Source organism: Pluralibacter gergoviae ATCC 33028 = NBRC 105706, assembly GCF_001598855.1.
In the GTDB taxonomy this organism is placed as follows: Bacteria; Pseudomonadota; Gammaproteobacteria; order Enterobacterales; family Enterobacteriaceae; genus Pluralibacter; species Pluralibacter gergoviae.
This window is the reverse complement of record NZ_BCZS01000008.1, coordinates 21,519-47,513: the sequence shown is the minus strand read 5'-3', so window position 1 is coordinate 47,513 and position 25,995 is coordinate 21,519. Positions and strand designations below refer to the sequence as shown.

The 25,995-nt window shown below is 57.4% G+C and carries 26 protein-coding genes; 8 read left to right on the top strand and 18 right to left on the bottom strand.

Annotated features, from left to right (window positions below):
• Positions 1 to 235 precede the first annotated feature (235 nt).
• A complete protein-coding gene (locus tag ENGE1_RS10280; protein WP_048253715.1) occupies positions 236 to 973 on the top strand; it encodes a DUF2076 domain-containing protein in 738 nt (245 codons plus the stop codon).
• Here ENGE1_RS10280 and ENGE1_RS10275 read toward each other — a convergent pair.
• Entirely contained in the window at positions 970 to 1,428 is a 459-nt protein-coding gene (locus tag ENGE1_RS10275; RefSeq protein ID WP_043085717.1) for a YaiI/YqxD family protein, read from the bottom strand. The two genes, ENGE1_RS10280 and ENGE1_RS10275, sit on opposite strands and share 4 nt — an antisense overlap.
• Before the next feature lie 113 nt (positions 1,429 to 1,541).
• Between ENGE1_RS10275 and proC the strand changes: the two genes are divergently transcribed.
• Positions 1,542 to 2,351 carry a pyrroline-5-carboxylate reductase gene (gene proC / locus ENGE1_RS10270; RefSeq protein ID WP_043085719.1) on the top strand — a complete coding sequence of 270 codons (810 nt, stop codon included), beginning with the start codon at positions 1,542 to 1,544 and terminating at the stop codon, positions 2,349 to 2,351.
• Positions 2,352 to 2,386: 35 nt separating this feature from the next.
• On the opposite strand, the gene psiF is transcribed toward proC, so the two are convergent.
• The 4 genes from psiF to ENGE1_RS10250 form a co-directional block, all read right to left on the bottom strand.
• Complete coding sequence (gene psiF / locus ENGE1_RS10265) at positions 2,387 to 2,701, bottom strand: phosphate starvation-inducible protein PsiF (protein WP_048253768.1); 315 nt, start codon at positions 2,699 to 2,701, stop codon at positions 2,387 to 2,389.
• Positions 2,702 to 2,866: 165 nt separating this feature from the next.
• Complete coding sequence (locus ENGE1_RS10260; RefSeq protein WP_043085721.1) at positions 2,867 to 3,127, bottom strand: sigma-S stabilization anti-adapter protein IraP; 261 nt, start codon at positions 3,125 to 3,127, stop codon at positions 2,867 to 2,869.
• 221 nt (positions 3,128 to 3,348) lie between these two features.
• Positions 3,349 to 4,554, bottom strand: coding sequence for a multidrug efflux MFS transporter (locus tag ENGE1_RS10255; RefSeq protein WP_043085723.1), 1,206 nt, complete (start codon positions 4,552 to 4,554; stop codon positions 3,349 to 3,351).
• Positions 4,555 to 4,721: 167 nt separating this feature from the next.
• Entirely contained in the window at positions 4,722 to 5,405 is a 684-nt protein-coding gene (locus ENGE1_RS10250; protein WP_043085725.1) for an extensin-like domain-containing protein, read from the bottom strand.
• Between the two features lie 96 nt (positions 5,406 to 5,501).
• Here ENGE1_RS10250 and ddlA point away from each other — a divergent pair, with 96 nt between their 5' ends.
• Positions 5,502 to 6,596 carry a D-alanine--D-alanine ligase gene (gene ddlA, locus ENGE1_RS10245; protein WP_048253718.1) on the top strand — a complete coding sequence of 365 codons (1,095 nt, stop codon included), beginning with the start codon at positions 5,502 to 5,504 and terminating at the stop codon, positions 6,594 to 6,596.
• Positions 6,597 to 6,626: 30 nt separating this feature from the next.
• Here the strand turns inward: ddlA and ENGE1_RS10240 are convergent, their stop codons facing one another.
• The gene (locus tag ENGE1_RS10240; protein WP_043085730.1) at positions 6,627 to 6,836 is read right to left on the bottom strand and encodes a DUF2754 family protein; all 210 of its coding nucleotides are present in this window, start codon (positions 6,834 to 6,836) and stop codon (positions 6,627 to 6,629) included.
• A gap of 253 nt (positions 6,837 to 7,089) precedes the next feature.
• Between ENGE1_RS10240 and ENGE1_RS10235 the strand changes: the two genes are divergently transcribed.
• A complete protein-coding gene (locus tag ENGE1_RS10235; protein ID WP_048253719.1) occupies positions 7,090 to 7,392 on the top strand; it encodes a DUF2755 family protein in 303 nt (100 codons plus the stop codon).
• On the opposite strand, the gene ENGE1_RS10230 is transcribed toward ENGE1_RS10235, so the two are convergent.
• The 3 genes from ENGE1_RS10230 to ENGE1_RS10220 form a co-directional block, all read right to left on the bottom strand.
• On the bottom strand, positions 7,383 to 8,480 hold the full coding sequence (locus ENGE1_RS10230) for a DUF1615 domain-containing protein (RefSeq protein WP_048253721.1): 1,098 nt from the start codon (positions 8,478 to 8,480) through the stop codon (positions 7,383 to 7,385). The two genes, ENGE1_RS10235 and ENGE1_RS10230, sit on opposite strands and share 10 nt — an antisense overlap.
• A gap of 15 nt (positions 8,481 to 8,495) precedes the next feature.
• On the bottom strand, positions 8,496 to 9,716 hold the full coding sequence (sbmA, locus tag ENGE1_RS10225; RefSeq protein WP_043085735.1) for a peptide antibiotic transporter SbmA: 1,221 nt from the start codon (positions 9,714 to 9,716) through the stop codon (positions 8,496 to 8,498).
• 120 nt (positions 9,717 to 9,836) lie between these two features.
• On the bottom strand, positions 9,837 to 10,370 hold the full coding sequence (locus tag ENGE1_RS10220) for an isochorismatase family protein (RefSeq protein WP_048253725.1): 534 nt from the start codon (positions 10,368 to 10,370) through the stop codon (positions 9,837 to 9,839).
• Between the two features lie 199 nt (positions 10,371 to 10,569).
• On the opposite strand from ENGE1_RS10220, the gene ampH reads away from it, so the two are divergent.
• Positions 10,570 to 11,724 carry a D-alanyl-D-alanine-carboxypeptidase/endopeptidase AmpH gene (gene ampH, locus ENGE1_RS10215; protein WP_048253726.1) on the top strand — a complete coding sequence of 385 codons (1,155 nt, stop codon included), beginning with the start codon at positions 10,570 to 10,572 and terminating at the stop codon, positions 11,722 to 11,724.
• 5 nt (positions 11,725 to 11,729) lie between these two features.
• On the opposite strand, the gene ENGE1_RS10210 is transcribed toward ampH, so the two are convergent.
• Both ENGE1_RS10210 and ENGE1_RS10205 read right to left on the bottom strand, forming a co-directional pair.
• A complete protein-coding gene (locus tag ENGE1_RS10210; protein WP_043085739.1) occupies positions 11,730 to 12,347 on the bottom strand; it encodes a helix-turn-helix domain-containing protein in 618 nt (205 codons plus the stop codon).
• 74 nt (positions 12,348 to 12,421) lie between these two features.
• A complete protein-coding gene (locus ENGE1_RS10205; protein WP_048253727.1) occupies positions 12,422 to 15,250 on the bottom strand; it encodes an autotransporter outer membrane beta-barrel domain-containing protein in 2,829 nt (942 codons plus the stop codon).
• Positions 15,251 to 15,721: 471 nt separating this feature from the next.
• Between ENGE1_RS10205 and hemB the strand changes: the two genes are divergently transcribed.
• Complete coding sequence (gene hemB, locus ENGE1_RS10200) at positions 15,722 to 16,696, top strand: porphobilinogen synthase (protein ID WP_043085742.1); 975 nt, start codon at positions 15,722 to 15,724, stop codon at positions 16,694 to 16,696.
• A gap of 39 nt (positions 16,697 to 16,735) precedes the next feature.
• Here hemB and tauD read toward each other — a convergent pair whose 3' ends face one another.
• From tauD to idnO, 7 genes are all read right to left on the bottom strand, one after another.
• Complete coding sequence (gene tauD, locus ENGE1_RS10195; protein ID WP_048253728.1) at positions 16,736 to 17,587, bottom strand: taurine dioxygenase; 852 nt, start codon at positions 17,585 to 17,587, stop codon at positions 16,736 to 16,738.
• Positions 17,584 to 18,411: a taurine ABC transporter permease TauC gene (gene tauC / locus ENGE1_RS10190; RefSeq protein ID WP_048253729.1), complete on the bottom strand. Its 828-nt coding sequence runs from the start codon at positions 18,409 to 18,411 to the stop codon at positions 17,584 to 17,586. The genes tauD and tauC overlap by 4 nt, the downstream gene beginning before the upstream one ends.
• Positions 18,408 to 19,175: a taurine ABC transporter ATP-binding subunit gene (gene tauB / locus ENGE1_RS10185; RefSeq protein ID WP_048253730.1), complete on the bottom strand. Its 768-nt coding sequence runs from the start codon at positions 19,173 to 19,175 to the stop codon at positions 18,408 to 18,410. The genes tauC and tauB overlap by 4 nt, the downstream gene beginning before the upstream one ends.
• A 12-nt stretch (positions 19,176 to 19,187) precedes the next feature.
• Positions 19,188 to 20,150 (bottom strand): taurine ABC transporter substrate-binding protein, encoded by a 963-nt coding sequence (gene tauA, locus ENGE1_RS10180; RefSeq protein WP_043085747.1) that lies wholly within the window; start codon positions 20,148 to 20,150, stop codon positions 19,188 to 19,190.
• A 153-nt stretch (positions 20,151 to 20,303) separates the two neighbouring features.
• Positions 20,304 to 21,296, bottom strand: coding sequence for a DNA-binding transcriptional regulator IdnR (gene idnR / locus ENGE1_RS10175; protein ID WP_048253732.1), 993 nt, complete (start codon positions 21,294 to 21,296; stop codon positions 20,304 to 20,306).
• A gap of 61 nt (positions 21,297 to 21,357) precedes the next feature.
• Positions 21,358 to 22,647 (bottom strand): MFS transporter, encoded by a 1,290-nt coding sequence (locus ENGE1_RS10170; protein WP_043085750.1) that lies wholly within the window; start codon positions 22,645 to 22,647, stop codon positions 21,358 to 21,360.
• 77 nt (positions 22,648 to 22,724) lie between these two features.
• Positions 22,725 to 23,489 (bottom strand): gluconate 5-dehydrogenase, encoded by a 765-nt coding sequence (gene idnO / locus ENGE1_RS10165; protein WP_048253734.1) that lies wholly within the window; start codon positions 23,487 to 23,489, stop codon positions 22,725 to 22,727.
• A 1,036-nt stretch (positions 23,490 to 24,525) separates the two neighbouring features.
• Here idnO and ENGE1_RS10160 point away from each other — a divergent pair.
• Together ENGE1_RS10160 and ENGE1_RS10155 are read left to right on the top strand one after the other, a co-directional pair.
• Positions 24,526 to 25,470, top strand: coding sequence for a transcriptional regulator (locus ENGE1_RS10160; protein ID WP_048253769.1), 945 nt, complete (start codon positions 24,526 to 24,528; stop codon positions 25,468 to 25,470).
• Positions 25,442 to 25,963, top strand: coding sequence for a hypothetical protein (locus ENGE1_RS10155; RefSeq protein ID WP_048253736.1), 522 nt, complete (start codon positions 25,442 to 25,444; stop codon positions 25,961 to 25,963). The genes ENGE1_RS10160 and ENGE1_RS10155 overlap by 29 nt, the downstream gene beginning before the upstream one ends.
• Positions 25,964 to 25,995 lie beyond the last annotated feature (32 nt).

The following is a 25,995-nucleotide window of genomic DNA, read 5'->3' as shown; positions in this document are numbered from 1 at the left end:
CATTTCACCTTCGCTGTAACTACTGCTACAGCTGGATTTATAAGAATCAGGGAGTGTAAAGAAATAATGTCACTAAAATTTTGGGCCACCATACCTGAAAGCGGTGGGTTTTGACAAGCCCTCATCTGCTGCAAACCGTAACACAATTGTATACAGCTTTACGCGCGGTATATTTACAAAAGAAAGGAATGATACACACTAGGTTAATTCATCCCAGCACCAATGAGGAGTGCCCATGCAATCTGAAGAACAGCGCCTGATAGACGGGCTCTTTTCGCGCCTTAAGCAGGCGGAAGCACAAAGCGCGCCGCGCGATGCCGGCGCCGAGAAAGTCATTGCTCAGTATGTAGCAGCCCAGCCCGCCGCCCCCTACTATATGGCGCAAACCGTGCTTATTCAGGAAGCGGCCATCAAGCAGCTAAACCAGCGCATTCAGGCGCTGGAGAGCGAGGTCTCGCAGCTGCAGTCCACCCGTCAGAGCAGCGGCGGCTTTCTCGCCGGCCTGTTTGGCGGCGGCAATAGCGGCGCGAACGCCGGCAGCAGCGCGAACGCCAGCGGCGGCGGCCCGATTCCCGGCGCCCAGAACTACGCCCGCCAGGCCCCGCAGCAGCCGGGCTATGCCCAGCCCCAGGCGCCGGGATATGCACCCGCGCGCAGCGGCGGCGGCTTTATGTCCGGCGCCCTGCAGACGGCGGCCGGCGTCGCCGGCGGCGTGGTGCTCGGCAATATGCTGATGAACATGTTTTCCGGCTCTCATCCCCAGGAGATCGTCAATATTATCGAAGAGACGCCGCAGCCCGCCGCCGATGATTTGACGCCCGCCGCAGACAGCCAGTTCCTGCCGCAGGACGACGGCAACGGCGCCGACTTCCAGAATACCGGCTGGGATAACGGCGATGTCGGCGGCGGGGATTTCGGTAATGACGATTTCGGCGGTGACGATTTCGGTGGTGACGACGACGGCTGGATCTAGCCTTCTGCCCGCTGCACCGCCAGCAGCCACTTGTCGAGCTCTGCGGCAAACTGCTGGCGGTCGCGCTGGGACAGTGAATCAGGGCCACCGGTCTGAATACCGCTGGCCCGCAGAGTATCCATAAAGTCGCGCATCGTCAGCCGCTCGCGAATGGTGGCCTCGCTATAGCGTTCACCGCGCGGATTCAGCGCCGCCCCGCCCTTCGCCAGCACTTCAGCCGCCAGCGGAATATCCGCCGTAATCACCAGGTCGCCCGCCTGACACTGGCGGACTATCTCATTATCCGCCACGTCAAACCCCGACGGCACCCGCAGCGTGCGGATGAACATCGACGGCGGCACCCGCAAATTCTGATTGGCTACCAGCGTCAGCGGCGTTCGGGTTCTCTCTGCCGCCCGGTAGAGGATCTCTTTAATCACTTTCGGACAGGCATCCGCGTCCACCCATATAGCCATAACCCCTCCTCTCTGTTTACATCGCCATTGTCGCCTGCTTTCTGCCTCCGGCAAAGTCGTAAAACAGTGGTAAGCTATGGGGTGACTAAATCAGATACTGAGGGAGCGTCAAAGTGGATAAGAAAATTGGTTTTATCGGCTGCGGTAACATGGGTAAAGCGATTCTCGGCGGGCTGATTGCCAGCGGCCTGGTGCAGCCGGGCCAGATCTGGGTCTATACGCCGTCTTCTGAGAAAGTCGCCGCGCTGAGCGAACAGTACGGAATTAATGCCGCGGAGAGCGCGCAGGAAGTGGCGCAGATTGCAGATATCGTCTTCGGCGCAGTCAAGCCCGGAATGATGGTCAAAGTGTTAAGCGAAGTGGCGTCAAGCCTGCACAAAGAGTCTCTGGTTATCTCTATTGCCGCCGGCATCACCCTCGATCAGCTGGCAGGCGCGCTGGGCCATGACCGCAAGATTATCCGCGCCATGCCGAACACGCCGGCGCTGGTTAATGCCGGGATGACCTCCGTGACGCCAAACGCACTGGCCACCTCAGAAGATATTGCCGAGGTGGTAACCATTTTCCGCAGCTTTGGCGAAGCCGAAGTGATCGCCGAACCGATGATCCATCCGGTTGTCGGCGTCAGCGGCTCGGCACCGGCCTATGTCTTTATGTTTATCGAAGCGATGGCGGATGCGGCCGTGCTGGGCGGCATGCCCCGCGCGCAGGCCTATAAATTTGCCGCTCAGGCGGTCATGGGCTCGGCAAAAATGGTAATGGAATCGGGAAGTCATCCCGGTGAACTGAAAGATATGGTCTGCTCCCCGGGCGGCACCACTATTGAAGCCGTGCGCGTGCTGGAGCAGAAGGGGTTCCGCGCGGCGGTCATTGAAGCCATGGCCGCGTGCATGGAGAAATCAGAAGCGCTAAGTAAATCCTGAAGACAGGGTGAGCCTTTTCGGCTCACCCACGCCCGTTATGCGGTTTTTTTCAGGCAGGCGCTCATAAATTTCTTACGATCGGCGCCCTTCAGCGACTGCTGCGTCGCGGTCGCATTACACTCGCGCATCTTTTGCTGCTGCGGCGTCAGGCTCTTTCCATCGGATTGCGTGCCGCTGCCCTTCAGGCAGCTGCTCATAAAGCTCTTTCTTTCATCCCCCTTTAACGCTTTTGCTGTCGCCTGCTGATTACAGGTCGTCATCCGCTGCTGCTGCGGTGTTTTTTCTGCTGCGTTAGCCGCCGTCATAAATACCAGGCTAGCCGCCAAAGTCACCATTAACGTTATTTTCATAGCACAGTCCATCTTTGAGGTTAACTTCATAAGTCTGGCTCCAGGCACGAAAAAAGTCACCCCGTAATCATAAAAATAGATACAGGTAGTACTAAATAACGTTTAATTTTTACTCGCGTTCAGCAATTAAGGCGGTAGCGGCTGCTCAGTATCGTTGCTGTAACATTAGCGGTAAGACGAATGTAAAATCTTCTCTATATGCCAGTATAGCAGCTCGCGGTCGCCGTCATTCACCAGCGGCCCATGCATGAGGTCCGTCAGGGTCGATTCCACCTCGGTAGTTACTGTCAGCCGCCTGGCCTGTTTCATCTGGCGAAGAAGTGTTGTCAATACGATTTCAAGCGCCTCAACACGAATTGTCAATTTTTTTGACTCCTCTTCTTTTTCCGCAAGCGTAATCAATAATTGTGCAATGAGATTCTTCATATCGATATTTCCTTATGTGAGAGCCTGACTGGATTTCTCTATCATCCAATCAGCTCTCGATAGCGGATTTTAGTATTGCGATCTGACCATATCGCCGCTGAGAAAACGGCCGCAGGGTACACTTGCCACGTCCCCCTACAGCCCGCATTCTACAGAGCCCATTAAGCGTGGGCCAAAAGTACAGGGGGAGCAAATTATTATCTATTACGAATTTAGATGTATTACCTCGCTGCTGCCGCACGATCGCACCGGCGGAGCATAAATGCCAACTGGATGAGGTTAATAAACACGACGATTGCCGTGGCAATAAATACCCAGCGGAATCCTGCCATTGCCGATACCGATGCACCAAGCAGCGGGCCGGCCACATTCCCGAGATACATAAATGATTGGTTATAGCCAAAAATACGCCCGGTAACTCTGTCGCTGACATATTTCAGCAGCAGCGTCTGTACGGCGGGTAACATCGCGCCGTCGGCAAAACCCAGTAAAAATCGCAGTACCCCAAGCTGAAAAGGCGTTGTGACAAACGACATCGCAAAGAACATGATTACCGCACAAAAAAGCGTTGCCAGCAGGATCCGATGCGTGCCAATACGGTCTCCGAGTTTGCCCAGCCTGGGTGCGGAAATCAGCGCAGAAATGCCGGGCACTGCCGCAATCATTCCCGCCAGAAAGGCTATGTTACCGCTCTGCGGAGACATTGATTTGATAAACAGGGCCAGAATCGGACTTATCGAACCGTTACACAGTTGAATAACCAGCGTAGTAAAAAACAGGCTGATCACCAACCCAGGATACGGCAGAGAGGCAAAGACCGCTTTACCGCTGAGCCTGTCGGCTTTACTGACCTGCGGGCGCACGCCCTCTTTGATTAAAAAAAGCGTTACCAGGAAGCTGATGATAAGCAGGACCGCGGTGATGAAAAATACCGTCCGCAGGCCGACATGGTCGGCCAGAAAGCCGCCGAGCAGCGGGCCGCCAATGACGCCGCTGATTTGCGCCGTAGACAGCGTGCTCAGCGCCCAGCCGCTGCGCTCGCGGGGAACCTGTGAAGCCACCAGCGCCATCGCATTGGGAATATAGCCGGAGGTTAAGCCCATCACCGCCCGCAGCGTAAATAGCTGCCAGACATTGGTGGCAAACGCCTGCAGCAGAATGGCTACCGCCATGCCGAGGGAGGCACGAAGCAGCATCAGCTTGCGCCCCCGGCGATCGGCCAGGCTGCCCCACATCGGCGACACGATGGCCGAAACAAGAAACGTCACGCTGAAGGTGAGCCCGGACCACATGGAGAGCGCCTGGTGCGAGGTGACGCCAAGCTGGGCAACGTACAGAGGCAAAAAGGGCAGGATCTGACTGATCGCGAGGCCGGTAAAAAAGCAGCCAAACCAGACGGAGATAAGATTTACTTTCCAGGATTCCATAACTAAATGTAATGACTCATTTTCATCATATTTATCAGCATAACAAGATGCCTGTGGCCCTGCGCAGCGCGAGATGCGCTGTTATCTTAGTTTAGTGTTTTATCGCAAATTCACAGAAAATCGTGATAAACATCACAGATAAAACCCTGCTCCGCAGAATGTTATTCTCAGCGGCACACGCCGTAACCGCGCATCCCTAAATGAAAGTGGTTGCCGTGGGCTGCGTTATACGCCGGCCCCAGCCCGTTGCCGTAGTAGCCGCAGCTCGCCGACAGCAGCGCGCGCAGCCAGGGACCGCTGTCGGACGCCTGCCAGCCGCGGGCGACGGTAATACGCCGGCCATCGGCGAGGCGAAAACCGCTGATGTCCAGCGCATCCGCCGTCGCGTGCTCGCTGCGCCGGGCGTTCTCGCGATGATAAATATTACGGCAGGCAAAGCTGCCGAGGTGGTCAACCTGGCGCAGTTCGCTGTTCATCAGCGTCAGCGTCAGCGGCTTCGCCCGCTGCTGAATAAACAGAGCGCTGCTGAGCGCCAGCGGGCAGCTGGCCAGAAAACTGCTGCTGAGGCGCACCGAGCCAAAAGCGAAAACGCGCACGGCGCCGGTAAGCGGGCAAGGACCGCCGCTGTCGGCAACCGGGCGGCTGGAGAGCCAGCCGCGCCGGTTCGCGTCTTCCAGCAGCGTCGCGCATTGGGCGGGCGTGAGGCGGTGCAGCTTAAACCGGGCGATCCGCCCGGCGGGATCGTCGAGCGAAAGCGGGCTAAAAGGGTTGTAGTACCGGGGCAGCAGCAGCCAGCCCGCGTAGCCCGCGCCGAGAATGACCAGCAGCAGAATTGCTGTTTTCCCCTTCATGACGCCTCCCAAACGCAAAAATAAGATTATGGCAGAAGCGTCGCAGGTGTCGTGATAAGGTATCGGCCTTGTGTATTTCTCTGGATGGAATTTGAAATGGCTAAGTTGCGGGTTGGGGTCGTCTTCGGCGGTAAATCAGCGGAGCATGAGGTGTCGCTGCAGTCGGCGAAAAACATCGTTGACGCAATTGATAAAACGCGTTTCGACGTCACGCTGCTGGGGATTGATAAGCAGGGGCAGTGGCACGTCAGCGACGCCGACAACTATCTGATCAACCCGCAGGATCCTGCCCGTATCGCCCTGCGCCCGTCGGCGGTCACCCTGGCGCAAATTCCGGGCAGTACCACGCAGCAGCTGATTGATGCCCGGACCCGCGAGGCGCTGCCGAATATCGATGTTATCTTTCCCATCGTCCACGGCACGCTCGGCGAAGACGGCTCGCTGCAGGGTCTGCTGCGGGTGGCCAATCTGCCGTTCGTCGGCTCGGACGTGCTCAGCTCCGCCGCCTGCATGGACAAAGACGTCACCAAGCGCCTGCTGCGCGACGCCGGCCTGGCGGTAGCGCCTTTCATCACCCTGACCCGGGCCAATCGCAGTTCGATCGGCTTCGCCGATATTGAGGCCCGCCTCGGCCTGCCGCTGTTCGTGAAGCCGGCCAATCAGGGCTCTTCGGTGGGCGTCAGCAAAGTCAAAAACGCCGAACAGTATGAGGCCGCGGTCGCGCTGGCCTTTGAATTCGATCATAAGGTGATTGTCGAACAGGGCATCCAGGGCCGCGAAATCGAGTGCGCGGTGCTCGGCAACGACGAGCCGCAGGCCAGCACCTGCGGTGAGATAGTGCTTAACAGCGAATTTTACGCCTACGACACCAAGTATATAGACGATCGGGGCGCCAGCGTGGTGGTTCCCGCCGACCTGCCCGCCGCAATCAACGACCGGATCCGCGATATAGCCGTCGCCGCCTATCAGACGCTGGGGTGCAGCGGCATGGCGCGGGTTGACGTCTTCCTGACGCCGGACAATAACGTGGTGATTAACGAGATAAACACCCTGCCGGGCTTTACCAATATCAGCATGTATCCCAAGCTGTGGCAGGCCAGCGGGCTTGACTATACCAGTCTGATAACCCGCCTGATTGAGCTGGCGCTGGAGCGCCATCGGGCGAATATGGCCCTGAAAACAACGGTCTGATAACGGGCCGGGCGTCGCCGCCCGGCTCGCTTATTCCGCCGGCTGCTCCGCCGGACGTCGGCGGATAATCTTCCCGGCAAGCCAGAAACTCACCACCCACGTCACCAGCCCAACCGCCCAGCTCTGCCAGCCTTTTGCCTCAAAGCCCGCCACGCCGATGATCCCGTTTAAGATGAAGATGAGCCCGATAGCAAAGGCGTAATAGTGCCAGTCGCGGCGAAGTTTATCCGGCAAATTCATACAGGCTCCAGAGATGAAAAAGTTAAGCATCGCATATGGCGCCGGCGGCGTCTGCGCGCCGGTTAGCAAATCCGCCATCGCATTAATATGGCGGGGAAAAAGCTGTGATCCGTTTGGGATAATAAACAAATCGGAGCATTCCCTAACGGAAATTCCCATAAATCCGATATTGACAATCGGCGGCAGCTGCCAGACTTACGGCTAATATTCTCGCTGGCCTCCGCCGGCGCTGAACAGGTTTGGAGCTTTCTTTATGACTGAATTCACTTTCTCCAGGCCGCTTACCGCCCGGAAAAATAAGGACTCTTCCGTGCCGGGTAACGTGGCCTACGCGCTGTTTGTGCTGCTCTGTTTCTGGGCAGGCGCCCAGCTGCTGAATATGCTGGTGCACGCCCCGGGTATTTTTGAACACCTGATGCAGCAGCAGGACAGCGGCCGCCCGCAAATAGAGATGGATCTTGCGGTCTGCACGCTGTTCGGCCTCGTCCCCTTTCTGCTGGGCGCCGCCCTGCTCGGCGCCGTTGCGCTGTTTCTGCGCTGGCGTCGCTACCTCTGACCGAGCGCCATGCAGCGCGCGCGCCGCTCATCAACGCGTTTGGCAAACCAGGCCGTGGTGAGATTTCGGGTGATCTTCGGGCTCTCCAGCTGGATGCCCGGCAGCATCTCTCTCGGTAACGTCCTGCCGCTTTTGGCCTCTGCCAGCTTATAAACGCCTTTGTACACCGCCGTCTCCTCAAACGCCTGGCTGTCGCCCTTCTGCAGCTGGCGGTGTATCGCATCGTCGCTGAGCGAAAGCTTATCCGCCAGCCTGCGCACCGCCAGTTCAGTTTTGCCCGGCTTATCGCTGCCGTAGAGCACGGCATCGCCGTCCAGGGCCAGCTTGACGCCGCTGGCTTTGCTGACCGCATTCTGGAAAGCGGCATTGCGGCTGGCGTACCAGCCGGCGTTGAAATCGGCAAAACGGTAGAGCGGCGCGCTGTAGCTGGCCGGATAGTTCAGCAGATGATAGGTCCCGAACCACAGGCCGCCGCGCAGGGAGAAGACCTCCTGACGCACGGTGCCCTCTATCTTCCACGGATAGCCGCGCTCGTGCGCCTCGGCGAAGGCGATGCTGACCTGCATCGGCCCGCCGGTGTGGACCGGGTTCAGGGAACCAAACAGGGTCTGGCCCATAGGCACCATGCCGATAAAGTCGTCGAAAATGGCGCTGAGCTGCTTCTCGGTCTTCACCGTATCGAGCCGCTCGCTGTAGGATTTGCCGTTCGGCGAGGTGATTTTCAGCGCGGTATGCACTAAAAATGCCGGGACGTGGACCCGCTCCGCCCGGCGGTCAATCTCCTGCCAGGCGATTTTGCTCAGGCCCGGCACCGCCGGATCTGCCTGATAGTTCGACTCCTGCTGGGCTACCGCCAGCACGGAGCAGACGTTCTCCTCCGTGGGCGCCAGCTTCTGGCTCTCGAACGCTTTGGCGATGCTGTGCGCCCATTCGTCGCGGTCCTTAACGCTTGCCGGCATCTTCTGCCGCACAACCTGCGCGACGTCCACCGGCTTCTCGCCTTTCTTCAGTACCGGCTCTTTGCTGCTGCAGCCCGCGACGATCGCGATGGCGAGCAGCGTCAAGGTGCGTTGTCTTTTCCCCGTCACCGCATGTTCCCTGTATTAGCTGTAAGACTGCCTGGGCTCCGCCGCCGGCTCGTCATCGAGCACGCGCTCGAAGCTGCGCAGACGTTTGTAGATGGACATCAGCTCCACCAGCGTCGTCCACGAGCTTATCAGATACTGGAAGGATCCGCGCACCTGGCCAAAGGCGTTACTCACCTGCGACATGATGCCAAGCGTAATGGTGCCGGCCACAATCGACGGGAACATCAGCACCAGTCCGAAAACATTATCCGCCTGCAAATAGAGAATGCGCGCGATGTTGAAGTAGGTGTAGTGAAAATAGAGGCGGAAGTAGTTGCGGCGCACGGCGGTGAACAGCTCTTTGACGGTCGGCGGCGTGGCGCGATCCGCGTGGTCCTCGCCGTATACCAACTCCTTACGGTAGGCGGCCTCGACGCGCTGGTTTTTAAAGTTCAGGCCGGGGAGCTTGATGCCCACCACCGCCAGCAGTCCGGTACCGACAATTGACCAGATAATGGCGGCCCAGACCAGGCCATAGGGCACCGCGCCGACCACGGGAAGCTCCTTGATGTGAGGCGAGAGCGAAACCAGCACCGGCAGGAAGGCAATCAGCGTCATCATGGCGTTGATAAAGCCGACGCCGACGTCCTCAAGCGTCGAGGAAAAACGCATGGTGTCCTCCTGTACGCGCTGCGCGGCGCCCTCAATATGCCGCAGCTTCGACCAGTGGGCCATATAGTGGTCGTTCATCGCGGTGCGCCAGCGGAAGACGTAGTGACTGACGAAGAAATTGGTCAATACGCCAATCACCACGGCAATCAGCGCGATATAGAGAAAGACGCAGATCTCCTGGTAGAACTGGGTTATCTGGATCTTGTGCGGCGAGGCCAGAGCTTCCTGAATCAGGTTATAGAACGGGCCGTACCAGGCGTTGATGGCCACGCCAACCTCAACCTGAAACCAGGTCACGAAGATAATGGCCGCCGAGCCGAGCACCGACCAGAGCTGCCACGGGTGCGGGCTGTAGAGAAACCAGAACAGGGCAAAGGCGCCAACGACGACGAAATAGTAGGCGTAGAACACCAGATAACTGGGCGCGATAAACTGCGACGCCCCCACCGGTACATCGCTTTTTGCCCCCGCCAGGTGCAGCAGCCACTTGCCGCCGTCGGCCTGCCAGAAAATGACGGCGATCAGCGCCCAAATTGCCGCCGAGATGAAAAAAGGCCCCGGCCTGGGGAAAAAAGACTTAAACATACTGCACTCCTGCTTCGTTCTTATGCTTTGCGGCTGCGGACAACAAAAACCCGGCGCGACGGGCGTCGCGTCCGTGAGTCCGGCTTAATCAACAGGTTAATGAGACCAGATGCACGGGGGTTAGTTCGCCCGCCACTGTGTAACAATTGTATCGACGGATTTCACCACAACCGGGTTGCCGGGCACCGTGAGGTTGCGCCAGACATCGTTATGATGGGCTATCAGCACCGGGGCATCGGCCGCGGGGCGGTTAGCGGTGGTGTGGGCATCTTCGGCCACGGTAATGCGGTAGCCTTTGCTGGCGCCGACTCTTAAGGTGGTATCCACGCAGTAGTCGGTGGCGCAGCCGCAGATAACGAAAGCGCGAATGTCGTGCTGCGCCAGTACCTGCTCAAGGTCGGTGCGATAGAACGCGTCGCAGGCGGTTTTGGTCACATACAGCGCGCCGGACGGCTGTTCAAGCTCGGGGAGCAGCGCAAAGCCCTCGCTCCCCTCCTCCAGACCACCGGCCTGCGCGTGGCGGATAAAGATGACAAGGTCGGCTTGCCGGGTAAGGCGATTGATCTGCCTCACGCAGGCGTCACGCTGGTAGCGCGGCGTCGCAAAAACGCCATTTTGCATATCAACAACCATTACAACCCGCGGCTCAGTCATTTTCGCTCCGTAACCGTTTGTGAAAGAGGGACTATCATACCTGCCCGCGCCCGGGCGGAGGTAGTGACCGCCGGGAAAAAAAGTTTTTACCCCGCGTTACGCTTTTGTTTCAGAAATAGCAATCAATGCCGCTTGGCAGGTCGCGGATTAATAGTATAAATACCTTATACCACTCTCCCATTTGTTCACGGACGCGCTCTTGAAATTTCGTCAGCTTCTCCTTGCGGCATTTTGCCTTGCCGCGCTGCCCGCTGCGGCAGCACAAACCTCGCCGGATCCCATTTTTGCTTCAGACATTGTCGAGCGCTATGCCGACCATATCTTCTACGGCAGCGGCGCTACCGGCATGGCGCTGGTGGTTATCGACGGCAACCAGCGGGTATTTCGCAGTTTTGGCGCCACGCGGCCGGGCAGCAACGTCCGGCCCCAGCTCGACTCGGTTATTCGAATCGCTTCGCTCTCCAAGCTGATGACCAGCGAAGTGCTGGTGAAGCTGCTCGACCAGGGCGTGGTGAAGCTCAACGACCCGCTGAGTAAATATGCGCCGCCGGGGGCCAGGGTGCCGAGCTACCAGGGCTCGCCTATTCGCCTGGTTAACCTCGCCACCCACACCAGCGGGCTTCCCCGCGAACAGCCCGGCGGCGCGGCCCATCGCCCGGTGTTTGTCTGGCCGACGAAAAATCAGCGCTGGAGCTGGCTCAGTACCGCCAAACTGACTAAAGCCCCCGGCACCCAGGCCGCCTACTCTAATCTGGCTTTCGACCTGCTGGCCGATGCGCTCAGCAATGCGGCCGGGAAACCCTATCCCCAGCTGCTTGAGCAGTTGGTAACCCGCCCGCTGGGGATGAAGGACACCACCTTCACGCCATCACCGGATCAATGTAAACGCTTGATGGTGGCGGAAAAAGGCGCCAGCCCGTGCAACAACACGCTGGCGGCAATTGGCAGCGGCGGGGTTTACTCCACGCCGGGCGATATGATGCGCTGGATGCAGCAGTTTCTCTCTTCCGATTTCTACTCGCGCAACCAGCAGTCAGACAGAATGCAGACGCTCATCTATCAGCGTAGCCAGCTGACGCGGGTTATCGGCATGGACGTTCCCGGCAGGGCCGACGCGCTGGGGCTGGGCTGGGTCTATATGGCACCGAAGGACGGCCGCCCGGGCATTATTCAGAAAACCGGCGGCGGCGGCGGCTTTATTACCTACATGGCGATGATCCCCCAGCAGAACATCGGGGCCTTCGTGGTGGTGACGCGTTCGCCGCTTACCCGCTTCACCAGTATGAGCGACGGGGTTAATAATCTGGTCACGGAGCTGAGCGGCAATAAGCCGCTGGCGGTGCCCTCGTCCTGAGGAGCTCAATATTCAAGGGGCAGGCGGTTTACGGAAAGCAGCTTGCCCTTTGACATTTCGATATAGTTTCCCGCCCGCAGGGCCGCCAGTACCTCGGCAATGACGGAGCGTGAAATATGCGTGCGCTGCTGAATATAGTTAATCACCCCAACCTTCGCCCGCAGCGATTCATTCCAGTTGGCCATCAGCTGTAGCGAGGCTCTTATCTGCTTGTAGGTGCTCTGCCCCACCAGCTGCGTGTCGCGCATCTCCAGCGCGTGAAACTGCCAGCTGACCCACTGAAAAGCTTCTTTCCACAGACGATGCTTATCCAGAATAGCCCAGCAGGTCTTCACATCCAGCTGGTACATCTCGCAGGGCGTCAACGCCGTCAGCTGCCTGTCAACCTCGCTGGTGACGCAGATATCCGGCAGGCCAATAATCAGCGGAATGGTGGTGATACTCATTAAGATATCGTCCGGCTGACGCGTTATTTTCAAGGTGCCGCTACGCACTACGGTGACCTTGCGTTCGTTAGCGCCCAGCACAATAGACGCCTGCGCCAACAGGGTAAAGGGATTCGATTTCGGCAGGAAATGCTCGTCCATAACAGCAAAGAAAGGTAATGGGTTAACCGCTAACATGCGTTAGTCACATCCAGTGCTAATTTATGTTAAAAGGCAGGGAACAGGCTCCCTGCCTTTACTTTTACAAGGTCTTACCAGGTGTATTTAACACCTACGTTCGCCCCCCAATCCTGATCGACGTCGCCGCCGCCAAGGTAGTTCACATCAGTGTAGGCACCAAAGTTTTTAGTGAAGCTAAACTGCGTACCCGCACCCACGCGCACGGCAGAGCCTTTCTGACCGTTGCGGATCTTATCGCCGTTAACTTTGGCATGGTTGCCGGCATCGTCGTAGACATACGCCAGCTTGAAGAACGGCGTCAGCGCCTGATCGTTGCCGTAGCTGAAGGTATAGCCGGTATCAACGCCAAGCTCGTAGCGCATGCTGTCATAGGACTGGCCGCCAACGCGCATGTCGTTGCTCAGACGATAGCTGTCGCCATTCTGGAACAGGCCGCTGATAGCGCCGTAAGGCGTCACATAACCAGCTTCATTGTATTTCCAGTCATAACCAAGCTTCAGGCCAAAGCCCCAGGCATTGTCGCGGTCCTTGCCATCAACGTATTCGCCGTTGCTCATATTGGCAGACAGATCGTTGTCGAAGTGGCTGTAGCTCAGGTTACCGTCGAGGAAAACGTCGTTGGCGAAGCGGGCAGACGAGTAGAGGAACGCGGACTGCGCGTCCTGATCCACTTTGCCGCTGCGTTTCTTGACGTCGGCCTTGCCGAAGCCTGCGGCCGCACCCAGCAACCAGTTGGCGTAGTTACCCTGAACCTGCTTGTCCAGACCGACCATGATGCCGTTAACGTCCTGCTTATAGTCAACTTTGCCGCCGTCGCCTTTGAAGTGGCCACCGAAGTAGCTTACCCAGGCACCGCCGCCGTCAGCCAGGCCGTGGCGGGCATTGGCGAGGCGCGTTGACAGGGTATCCTGCTGCAGATGCCAGATGTTGGTATTGGCAGACGGAATGCTCAGCGCCATGTTGGCGTAGTCGGTCAGGCGATCCTGACGCAGCACCACCGTGTCGCCCTGCTGCTGAGCCTCATAGGTGTACGCACCCAGGTCGGCGCGATTGGCCGCCGAGAAGGTCGCCGACGTATCCGCATTCTGATCGTACAGGCGAATAAGCTCTTTGCCCTTATAGTCGCCAATCGATCCTTTACCGGTTGCGTTATCCACGCGTACCTTATAGTTACCGGCGACGTCGCCGTTAACCGCCAGGTGGCCGTCAGAGTTCATCGCGATCACGCCATAGCCGTAGTTCGCCTGGTGAACGTCATTGGTGTGGCCGTTGGTCAGGTTGGCGTTCAGCGTGTAGTCGCGGCTGTTGAGATCGAAAGTACCGCCGTTGGTCAGATGGACATCGGCAACGTCAAGCGTGCCGGTTCCCAGGCTCAACTGCGCGTTGCTATCAACGTTAAGCGTGTTGGTATACAGCTCGCCGTGCTCCTGGGTCAGCGCCAGCAGGCTGTTGCTGTTCAGGTTTACGCTATCGGCAGCCACCCAGCCGTCATCACCGATGTTCATCACAGAACCGGTGTTGAGGGTGATGCTGTCAGAGACCAGGCTGGAGTCATTGACGGTGACCAGAGAGCCGTTATTCACGGAGAGAGAGTCAATCAGCGACTCTTTGCGGGTTTCCCATGATGAGCCGTGATCCAGCGTGACGTTGAACAGGCCGCTCTGGTAAACCTCATTCCCGACGACGTGGGTGCCTTCACCAAATTGCGTATCGGTATTATCAACGCCATAGACGGAGTTCGGCCACAGGCTGTTTGCCGCAACGTCGTAAAGGCTTGAGGTGGCGTCAGTGCCCGGCGCATAGGTGACGGCACCGGTATCCGGATTCACGACCTGATGAACAGACATCGCCGCACCGACCCACTTGCTGCCGTTATCCAGGGTCAGATCCAGGCGATCGGTCCCGTCCCAGCCGTTAGTATCAATGGCGCCATTGACACTCTTCCAGGAGGCCGTGCCATCGGGGAAGAAGTTATGATCGAAGTTGCTGGAGAAAACCACGTCGCCGGTCAGCGTTGAGTGGTTAAACGTTGCCGTGGTTTGCATCGCATTGTCGGCATCCGGGTTAGCAATAACCGCTAACGCAACGTCGTCGAAGTTGATCGCGCCAAGACCGCCGGTATTGTCATAATCACTGGCGCTATCAGAACGTCCAAACCATCCGTGTGTCCCTTCATCACTCCACGAGCCCGAGGTGACGGCGGAATCATTAACGTTAATGGTGTTAGTAAAGACATGACTGTTGTTAACTCCGGTACTGACGGTCACATCGTCGGTATCCGGCCAGTGGTAGCCCTGAGTCAGAGTAATACCGGCCACCCGCGAATTATTGCGAATTGCCAGATCGACTTCCTGATCCAGCGTAATTGCCGTACCCAGATTATAGACATCGACAACGTGTGAATCCGGCGTGCCGTCGGCATTTACGCCGTTATAGGTATAGTGCTCATAATTGTCATCAATGGTTGAGCGATCGATAGTCAGCGCCAGGCGGTCATAAACATAGCCGCTTGTGCGGTTGGCATCATCAGCACACTCTGTTGTCATACAGGCTGATGTAATCATGCCGTGAATGGTACTGTTGCTGATCGTTAAACTGTTCGGATTCGTATTTGACGCGAGGCCATTATCCAGATAGTAGGTAGAAATAACGCCGTTGACGACAGCATTATTGATAACAGGATAGATATCACCGTTATACAGGCTGTCCGTGCCGTAGTTATTCCAGCCCACGTATCCTTTATAGTATACGCCGTCGGCGGTGATACCGTCGTTGATGTGCTCAAAGGTAAGGTACTTACCGTTAGAGACATCAATACTAGCATTAGCCTGAGAGGCGATTGCTAAAGCGCATGCTATTGTTAGTTTTGATACAGCCAGTTTATTTTTCCACGATTGCATTCGGCATCCCTCCTCAGGGACATAATTATGTTGGTCCATCAATACACAAATTGCAGTGGAATTATGCTGTGCTATTGCGGGAAAGTTCAATTAATCCATACAAAAAGTCCGGATGCGCACATATTAATAACGAGAAGGTTTTTTATCCGCGACGCATGTCAAAATAAAAATCATTTAATTAAAGAATAGTCTTTCTTAAATCATATTAAATATAAATACATCAAGGCACTATTCTTACTATAAGGGACTGCAGTCATATTAAATATTTTAAATACTCTCTCAAGTTTACTAAATTCCGACAGCGTATAATTCTGCAGTAATTGAGATTCAACGGCGTATTTTCTCCTCACCATGCGGGGCCACCTCTTGGGCCAGTCCCTTGCCGGAAAACATTAGCACAACTTTAGTGAAACATTAGGCAGCGGAATACGGTAAACTGATGCGTAATGTCCCACTCATATCAGGCCTATCATGACAGATTTGATCACTCGCCCCCGCCGCCTGCGTAAATCTCCCGCACTGCGCGCCATGTTTGAAGAGACAACCCTGACCTTAAACGATCTGGTGCTGCCCATCTTTGTTGAAGAAGAGATTAGTGACTACAAAGCTATCGAAGCGATGCCCGGCGTCATGCGCATCCCGGAAAGGCACCTTGCCCGCGAGATCGAGCGCATTGCCCGCGCCGGCATTCGCTCGGTAATGACCTTCGGTATCTCGCACCACACCGATGCTACCGGCAGCGATGCCTGGAAAGAGGACGGCCTGGTCGCCCGCATGTCGCGCATCTGTAAAGACGCCGTGCCGGAGATGATCGTCATGTCCGACACCTGCTTCTGCGAATATACCTCGCACGGCCACTGCGGCGTGCTGTGCGATCACGGCGTCGATAACGATGCGACCCTGGAGAACCTCGGCAAGCAGGCCGTGGTCGCCGCCGCTGCCGGCGCTGATTTTATCGCCCCCTCCGCGGCGATGGACGGCCAGGTACAGGCGATCCGCCGGGCGCTGGATGCCGCAGGCTTCACCGACACGGCGATCATGTCCTACTCCACCAAGTTCGCCTCCTCCTTCTATGGTCCGTTCCGCGAAGCCGCGGGCACGGCCCTGAAGGGCGATCGCAAAACCTATCAGATGAACCCGATGAACCGCCGGGAGGCGATCCGCGAATCGCTGCTCGACGAAGCCCAGGGCGCAGATGCGCTGATGGTTAAACCGGCGGGCCCTTATCTGGACGTGCTGCGCGAGATCCGCGAGCGTACGGAACTGCCGATCGGCGCCTATCAGGTCAGCGGTGAATACGCGATGATCAAATTTGCCGCCCTGGCGGGCGCCATCGACGAAGAGAAGGTTGTGCTGGAAAGCCTGGGCGCCATCAAGCGCGCGGGTGCCGATCTTATCTTCAGCTATTTTGCGCTCGATCTGGCCGAGAAGCAGATCCTCCGCTAGTCCCCTCGCCCGGCGGCAGCGCCGCCGGGCTACTACTACCTAACCAGCCCGATAAAACGGCCTGTCGCCGAGGATCGTCGCCCGGTGCATGATCCGCCGCTGCGGCATGTAGTCGGCGTTGGCATAGTGCTGCGTCACCCGATTGTCCCAGATAGCCAGATCCCCCTCCCGCCAGCGCCAGCGTACCTGAAACTCCGGCTTGACCGCGTGCTCCAGCAGAAAGCCCAGCAGCGCCTCGCTCTCTTTTTCCGCCAGATCGACAATTCGCGTGGTAAAGCCATTATTGACGAACAGCGCCTGCCTGCCGGTGACCGGATGGGTGCGCACCACCGGATGCAGCACCGGCGGATTTTTTTCCACCGCCGCCAGCCAGCGCCGGTGCTCCTCTTGCGTATTGCGGTATTTCCACTCCGGGAAGGATTTGCGGAAATCGTGCTCGGCGCGCAGGCCGCCCAGCAGCGCCTTAAGCGGCGCGGAGAGCGTCTCCCAGGCGGCGATACCGCTGGTCCACAGCGTATCGCCGCCAACCTCCGGCAGCTGTTTTGCCGCCAGGATCGCCCCAGCGGGCGGCGTGTCGATAAAGGTGACGTCGGTGTGCCAGTTGTCGTTATCCGGCGGATTGTCGTTGTGGGTATCCAGCACGATGATCTCCTCCACCTCCTTAACGTGCGGATAGATCGGATGGATATGCAGATCGCCGAAGCGCCGGGCCAGGTCGCGCTGCTGCTGCGGGGTGATATCCTGCCCGCGCAGGAACACCACCTGGTGGCGCAGCTGGGCGTGATACAACTGCTCAAACTGGTTATCGCTCAGGGGGCGGGTCAAATCGAGGCCGGAAATCTCGGCGCCGATGTAAGGTCCCAGTGGGGTAACAGTAATGCGTTCGCTCATGAAATCTCTCCATACCACGGCGTCAGGCGGCGCTGCAGCGCCCGCAGACCCAGTTCTAACGTAAAGGCAATCACCGCAATCACCGCGATCCCCGCCAGCACCACGTCGGTGGCGAGGAATTCACCGGCTGACTGCACCATAAATCCGAGGCCGCGCGTCGCCGCAATCAGCTCCGCCGCCACCAGCGTCGACCAGCCGACGCCCAGCCCGATGCGCAGGCCGGTAAGAATGTCCGGCAGCGCGCCGGGCAGGATCACAAACCACAGGATCTGCCCCCGGCTGGCGCCCAGCGACTGCGCCGCCCTGACGCGCACCTGCTGCACGCTCTTTACGCCGGCAAGCGTCGCCATCGCCACCGGGGCAAAAATCGCCAGATAGATCAGCAGGATCTTCGAGGTTTCGCCGATACCAAACCAGATAACCATCAGCGGCAGGTAGGCCAGCGGCGGCACCGGGCGATAAAGCTCGATCAGCGGATCGAGAATGCCGCGCGCCGTCGGGCTCAGTCCCATGGCGATACCGACCGGAATGCCAATCAGCACCGCCGCCGCCAGCGCAATTAAAATTCGCGTCAGGCTGGCCGCCAGGTGCTGCCACAGCGTGGCGTCCATAAAGCCCTGCGGGCCGGCAATGGTCAGCAGCTTGTCCAGCACCGCCCCCGGCGGCGGCAGAAACAGCGGCGCAATCAGCCCAAGCCGCGTCACCGCCCACCACAGCGCGAACAGCGCCGTCAGGGTCAGCAGGCTCAGCGTCAGCTGGCGGGAGAGCGGCCAGCGCCAGCTCGCGCGCAGCCGCTTCGGCTTATCGTTGACGATGGCACTCATGAGAAAGCCTCCCGGTGCTCAAAGACCCGGCCCAGCACGTACTCGCGCCGGGCGATAAACTCAGGATCGGATTTAATGCTGCGGCTCGACTCGCCCGCCACGAAGCGGCGGGCAAAATCGAGCGACAGGCGCTCGCTGACGCGCCCCGGCCCGGCGGAAAGCAGCACCAGCTCGGTGGCCATAAACACCGCCTCTTCAATATCGTGGGTGATGAGCAGCACCTGCTTGCCGGTCTCGTGCCACAGGTTGAGCAGCAGAGTCTGCATCTGATCGCGGGTAAAGGCATCCAGCGCGCCGAAGGGCTCATCCAGCAGCAAAAGCTGAGGATCGTTCGCCAGCGCCCGGGCGATACCAACGCGCTGGCGCTGGCCGCCGGACAGCTGCCAGATGGCGCGCTTTTCCGCGCCCTCAAGCCCGACTCGCTTCAAGAGACGCCCGGCAATCTGCTGCCTCTCGACTTTGCTTTTCCCGGCAAGCTGCGGCCCGAAAGCGACGTTATCGAGCACGTTGCGCCAGGGCAGCAGCCCTTCGTTCTGAAACACCACCCCGCGATCGGCGCCCGGCCCCGTGACTCTGGCGCCGTTGAGCGTAATGCTGCCGGAGCCATAGGGGAGAAAGCCGGCCACCAGGTTCAGCAGCGTGGTTTTGCCGCAGCCCGAGGGTCCCAGCACCACCAGCAGCTCGCCGCGATCGACGCTCAGCGTAATGTCGTCCAGCACCTTTTTGTCGCCGTAGCCCGCGCTAAGGTTAGATATCTGCAGCATGCTGCCTCCCCGCTATTTGACGAATTTATCGGTCACGTACTGGCCGTAGTCCGCGGCGACGGCAGGCACTTTGCCCTGCTCCTTCAGAAACGCCGCCGTATCGACGATGGCCTTATTGACCGGGCCGTTGAGCTGCCGGGCCTGCTGTTCGGCGGTAAGATAGGTGTTGCCCTTCACCAGCCCCGGCACATCGGCCTCGGGCACGCCGCTCAGCCGGGAGAGCTTTTGCAGATTTTCCGGCTGCTTCAGCCAGCCGTCGGGATCGTCGAGGTACGCCTTCTGCGCGGCGAGCGCGCTGCGGGCAAAGGCCTTCACGATATCCGGATGCTGCTCCGCGAAATCTTTTCGCACCACCCACACGTCCAGCGTCGGCGAGCCCCACTCGCCCACTTTCGATGAGTCGGTCAGCACAGCGCCGTCTTTCTCCAGCTCATTAACCGCGGGCGCCCAGACGTAGGCGCCGTCAATATCGCCCCGCTGCCAGGCGGCAATAATGGCCGGCGGCTGCAAATTCACTATCTGCACCTGACCGGGCTTAATTCCCCAGTGCTTCAGCGCCGCCAGCAGGCTGTAGTGGGTGGTAGAGATAAAGGGAACCGCGATGCGCTTGCCAATGAGATCGTCCGGCTTGCTAATGCTCTTTTTGACGACCAGCGCTTCCGAGCTGCCCAGCTGCGAAGCCAGCAGAAAGACCTCAATCGGCACCTGCTGGCTGGCGGCCACCGCCAGCGGGCTGGAGCCGATATTGCCAATCTGCACATCGCCGGAGGCCAGCGCGCGCACTACGCTTGAGCCGCTGTCGAACTTGCGCCAGTCAACGCTGGCGCCGCTCTCTTTAGCAAAGGTATCGTCGGCCTGCGCCACTTTCGCGGGCTCCGCCGAGGTCTGATAAGCAATCGTGACGTTAACCGCCTGCGCCTGAAAGGTGATAAAGGCCAGCGCGGCGAAAAGTGAAAGAGGCGTTCTGCGACCCATTGAATCTGCTCCCGTTGTTATGATGGGAGCAGTATTTACGGCAGGCCGGCGTTGATAAAGGAATTAAAACGCATGGCTAATAGCGAACCGTTTTTAGAAAAAAAGCGGTAAAGCTTAGCGATTTACTCGCTTAGCCGTGCGCTAAACAGAGCGTTAAAGCGTATCCCCGTAGTAAATCTGATAGCCCAGATCGATGCGGTCCGCCGCCTCCCCGCCGCTCAGGCGCTTAATCAGCGCATCGCCCGCCGCGCGACCTATCTCATAGCGCGGGGTAACGACGCTCGCCAGCTTCTCCAGCCGCGCCCGCCCGAGCTCCAGGCCGTGAAATCCGGCGATGGCAATCTCCTGCGGTACGGCAATCCGCTGCGACTGGCACTCCAGCAGTACCCCTACCGCCAGATCGTCGTTGGTGCAAAAGATAGCGTCGGTCTCCGGGTGCGACTGGCGCAGCTGCTGGAAAAGCTGGCGGCCGAGCGCGACAGACGAGATGGCGTGCGGCACGATGTGCACAGGCGTAAGCCCCCGAACCGCCAGCGCCCGCTCAACGCCGCGAAAGCGGCTAATATCGCGGGGATCGTCCATCGAGCCGAAGAAAGCAATATGCCGCTTACCGCTATCAATGAAGGCGTTGGTCATCTCCATTGCCGCCTGTTCATTATCAAACCCGACCTGAATATCAATCGGCTCACCGCCGAGATCCATCAGCTCCGCCACCGGGATCCCGCTGGCGCGCACGTACTGGATCAGGCGTTCGGTGTGGTTGCGGCTGGTGAGGATCAGGCCGTCAATATTGTAAGAGAGCAGATTGAGCACTTCGCGCTCTTCGCGGGCGGGATCGTACTCGTAGTTGGCGATCAGCGTCTGATACTGATGGGCGGACGCGGCCGACTCCACGCCGGCCAGCAGATCGGCGAAGATCTGATTGCGAAAGGAGGGGATCAGCACGCCGAGGGTTTTACTGCGGGCATTGAGCAGGATCTCCGGTGCCCGGTTGGGGATATAGTTATTCTCCTCCATCACTCTGGAGATGAGTTCCCGACTGCGCTGCGACACCTGGGCCGGGTCGCGCAGATAGCGGCTCACCGTCATCTTATTCAACCCGGCCAGGTTAGCGATATCCTGCAATGTCATCCTGCTGTTTTTCATCGGCTTCTCTGCGGCAAGCGTACGTGCGTCGTCCGCACCATACCACGCAGCGCAGGTTCTGTTAACCCGCCGCGGCGCCGCCCACCGCCGGGGCCGTCGGCCGCGCACTGCCGGCGCGTACGTTATACATCAGCACCACCGAGGCCAGCAGGGCGATAGCCATAAAGGTATAGGAAGCCCCCGGTCCGCCGGTGACGCCGTTGAGGTAGCCCACCAGCCACGCGCCGAGGAACGCGCCCAGCGCGCCGAAGCTGTTGATAAGGCCCATCGACACGCCGGAAACGTTGCGCGGCAGCAGCTCGGGGATCAGGGCAAAGAAAGGTCCGTAGGGCGCGTACATGCAGGCGGCGGCCACCACCAGCAGAGCGTAGGAGACCCAGAACGCCTGATTGCCCAGCAGCCACGAGCAGAAGAAGGCCACCGCGGCGACCAGCAGCAGCGGCCAGACGAACAGCTTGCGGTTCTGCAGCTTATCGGAAAGCCACGACACGGTCAGCATCAGGCAGATAGCCGCCAGGTAAGGCACGGCCGCCAGCCAGCCCACCGCGACGATATCCATCTGCGCGGCGCTCTTGAGAATAGAGGGCATCCACATCATGAAGCCGTAAACCCCGATGCTCCACAGGGCGTGCACGGCGCAGAGCATGATGACGTTGCGCGAACGCAGCGCCTCGCCGTAGTTGCGCACCGGCTTAATGTTGCCCTGCTCGCTGTCCATCGCCTGCTGCAGGACGCGCTTCTCCTCGCCGCTGAGCCAGTCAACGTCAGCAGGCTTGTCCCGCACCAGCAGCCACCAGCATATCGCCCACAGCACGGCGGGCACGCCTTCGATGATAAACATCTCCCTCCAGCCGAAGGACTGGATCAGATAGCCGGATACAATCGACATCCACAGCACGGTGACCGGGTTACCGAGGATCAGGAAGGTGTTGGCCCGCGAGCGCTCGGTTTTGGTAAACCAGTTGCTGATGTAGATGAGCATCGCCGGCATCACTGCGGCCTCCACGACCCCCAGCGTAAAGCGGATCGCCATCAGCATCGGAATATTGCTGACAAAGCCGGTCGCCGTCGCGCACAGCCCCCAGAGGATCAGGCTGCAAAAGATCATTTTACGCACGCTGCGCTTGACGGCATAAATAGCGCCGGGCACCTGAAAAAAGAAATAGCCGAGAAAAAAGAGTGCGCCAATTAATGATGCGGTGCCTTTGGTAATACCTAAATCATTTTCAATGCCTGCCGCTGCCGCAAAGCCATAATTTGCGCGGTCGAGATAGGCCAGGCTATAGGTAATAAAAATAATGGGCATTAAATACCACCAGCGGCGTGCCGGTAATTTCGCGAGCGTTTGCATAATTAATCCTCAGAGGACGGTATTACTTTTATAATCCGGCGATAACGATTCATTCTCAGCTATCGCCGGAGACACGGTTATACGGCGGCAAGCATCCCACCGTCGACGAACAGCAGATGGCCATTAACAAAATCGGCGGCCGCCGAGGCGAGGAAAACCGCCGATCCGATAAGCTCCTCCGGCTTGCCCCAGCGGGCGGCCGGCGTGCGCTGGTAGAGCCAGGACGAGAACGCCTCGTCATTGACCAGCGCCTCAGTCATGTCCGTGGCAAAATAGCCCGGCGCAATAGCGTTAACCTGAATATTATATTCAGCGAGCTCCGCGCACATGCCGCGGGTGAGCATTTTCACCGCGCCTTTCGACGCCGCGTAGGGCGTAATGGTTTTACGGCCCAATTCACTCTGCATCGAACCAATATTAATAATTTTCCCGGCACGGCGCGCCATCATATATTTGGCGACCTGCTGCGACACAATAAAAACGCCCTTCTGATTAACGTCGATAACCTCATCCCACTCCTGCTCGGGAAATTCGGTAAACGGATGGCGGCGCTGGATCCCGGCGTTATTGATCAGAATATCGATTGGGCCGATATCATTCTCGATATGGGCAATCGCGGCACTCACTTCGGCAGATTTAGTCACATCAAACGCCACGCCCCCGGCGCGGTAGCCTTTATCCCTCAGCGCCTGCGCCGCCGCATCGGCCTTCTCCTGGCGGCGATCGTTAATGAGCACATGCGCACCGTACTCCGCCAGCCCCCCGGCCAGCAGGTTGCCAATGCCCCGCGCCGAACCGGTGATCAGCGCCCGCTTCCCCGTCAAATCGAATAAATTTTTCATACGACCTCTTTTTTCACTGCTGTTACGCGTAACTGTATACGCGTAACAGTGAACTTTAGAAGAGGGGAAAAGAGAAAAATGGTTAATTTGTGATCTGGGAGTGGTTTAGGGGGTATAGCGGGATGTTCACTTGCACAGCAAACGGGCTTGCCGTGACTTTTCAATAGTCCCTCTAAGAAGTGAGCCTTACCGCGAAAGCTATGCGCCTGCGACCAAACATATTCATGACTCTGAGGATCACATCAGAAGCCTCGCGGTTGAACCAGAAAGCACTTTTGCTTTTCGTGCTGCCCTCATCTCCAGGTGCTCTGGATTACCAAGCAGATATAAAATAATACATCGACCACCAGGTGGAAATAAAATTTTCCGCTTAACAAATTTTCCAAATCCCCCGTATGGGTTGACTAACACAAATTCCGTAGCTCGCTCATAAAAATATATCACGCGCAATATCATTTTATTTCAACACAGCACGAATGCTTAATCGCACACTTACTTATAAATTAATTTTATCTTTATCTATCAGCAAGTTAAATTTTTCACACACTTAAAACCATTGAATGAAATACACAAACAACTCACAATTGGTGTATAGTGGTTAACATTGCTGCCTTATTTTGAACACACATAGAATCGTCGCAATTTTATTTGTGATTACAGTTTATGTTCCCACAACGATGTATTGCGTGAAAAATCTTAATAGCGTAAAATCGAATCCCTGATGAGAGAAACTACAGATGATATCCGGATCAACAGTTCTCAGGCCAATCCTTTAGCCTTTTTATCTGGACATCCTCATTGTTCTGTTCTTTCTGATATAACCCCTTAATATCGCCGAGATATATCATGATTATTTCGTGCGCACGCACATCTTTACAAACGCGTTGCATCAAGGCAGCAGCCGGACTCGTCCAGGCAAGTTTGACCTCTGTGAACGACTGGTCGAGGGATGACTTGCGGCAGAGAGGCAAGCAAAAATGTGTACAGAGCCAAATTGTGCCCCCATATTTTTGACGAGATGAGTGGTACTGCAATAATGAAGAAACGTTATGGCTCCGTGAATAATTGGCTAGTCGATCTCTCCTCTGGTTCTATACTCCACTTGATCACCGGTGAGCGCCGGCGGCTCGGTGAATATCAGATTAAGCTACTGAATGTACTAGTGCAGGAAGCTGGCAGAATACTCACCCGCGATGAACTCACCCAGCTGGTATGGGAGCGCCGGGTTATCGGCAACAATAGCCTCCCTAACGCCATTCATGCGCTACGTGCTGCACTTGAGGATGACGGTAAGCAGCAGAAGATAATCAAAACCATCCCCCGCAAAGGCTATTTGATGGAGCCGGAATACTGCGGTTTTGTCGATAGAGAAGAAGAAGAGATCGACGCAGAACTGCATCAGTACGACTCTGAGACTGAATCTGAGAATCAAATGGATGAAACTCCAGAAACGGAAAAGACAGTCGCATCTTCTGCTGAGAACCCCACCACTACTATCCTGCGAGCCCCTGCTCCCGAAATAAGCCGAAGTCGTTACCGCCCTCTGATCGTAGCAGGACTGCTAGTCGTACTGACGGCCTTTCTCAGCATTACGCTGGGTGGTCAACTGGCAAAAAATTATGAAGGCGATGCCCTGCACGTACAAGAAACTCAGCCCGGCGTCTATAGCAATATTCGCCTCTTCGCCCTCCACCATGCCGGTAACCCTGCCTGGCTACAGGACAATCCTTATAACAAACTCAAAGATTCATTCTACATCCTTAACCAGCGTCTGCAGGCAGATTCCGTCAAGATGAACCTTTTTTACCTGAGCGAGAACCAGACCCTCAACTACACCTTTTCGCTCACGAATGCCTGCGACAAAAAACAGTTGGTAATGACCGTCTACCACTGGCGCATTGATGTGCAGCGGCTTAACAATCTCATCGTCCACGAGACCCGGAGAAAACTTGATGAAATGGCTACTTGCAAAGCACATTAACGCATTGATCGCGGTACTCAGTCTTCTGGTTATCGCCGCAGGCTATAGCACGTGGAAAACCTTCTCTCCACAGGAACCCCAAGTCACGTTTAATGCCAAAGGCAGCTTTGAGATAGGTTTTTACGATCTGATGTCGGGGGACAAAGAGATTTACGACTCAGAAATGCGCGTCGCGAATACGACCCTCTTTTCAACCATCACCAGTCCGGAGGACAACCGATTTATCTTTAAGGGTAAATTTGCTCAGACTCTGGCCCGCCACGGCAAACATTACTATACGCTATCGCCGATTTACTACAGCACGCCGCAAAGAGGACTGATGATCGACGGACTGATGGATCTTCTGATGCAAACCCGCTTCTGGATAATGCCGCTACAAACCAACGTCGAGTCGCTGGTGGTCGCCCAGACCGGCGCGATCATCATCTACCCACCGCGCCTGACGACTGACCTCAGCCCAGCAGACTCCTTACCGCCGCCGGATGAAGATTAAATGCCAGCGGCATCGGTATAAGCAGCCCCGCC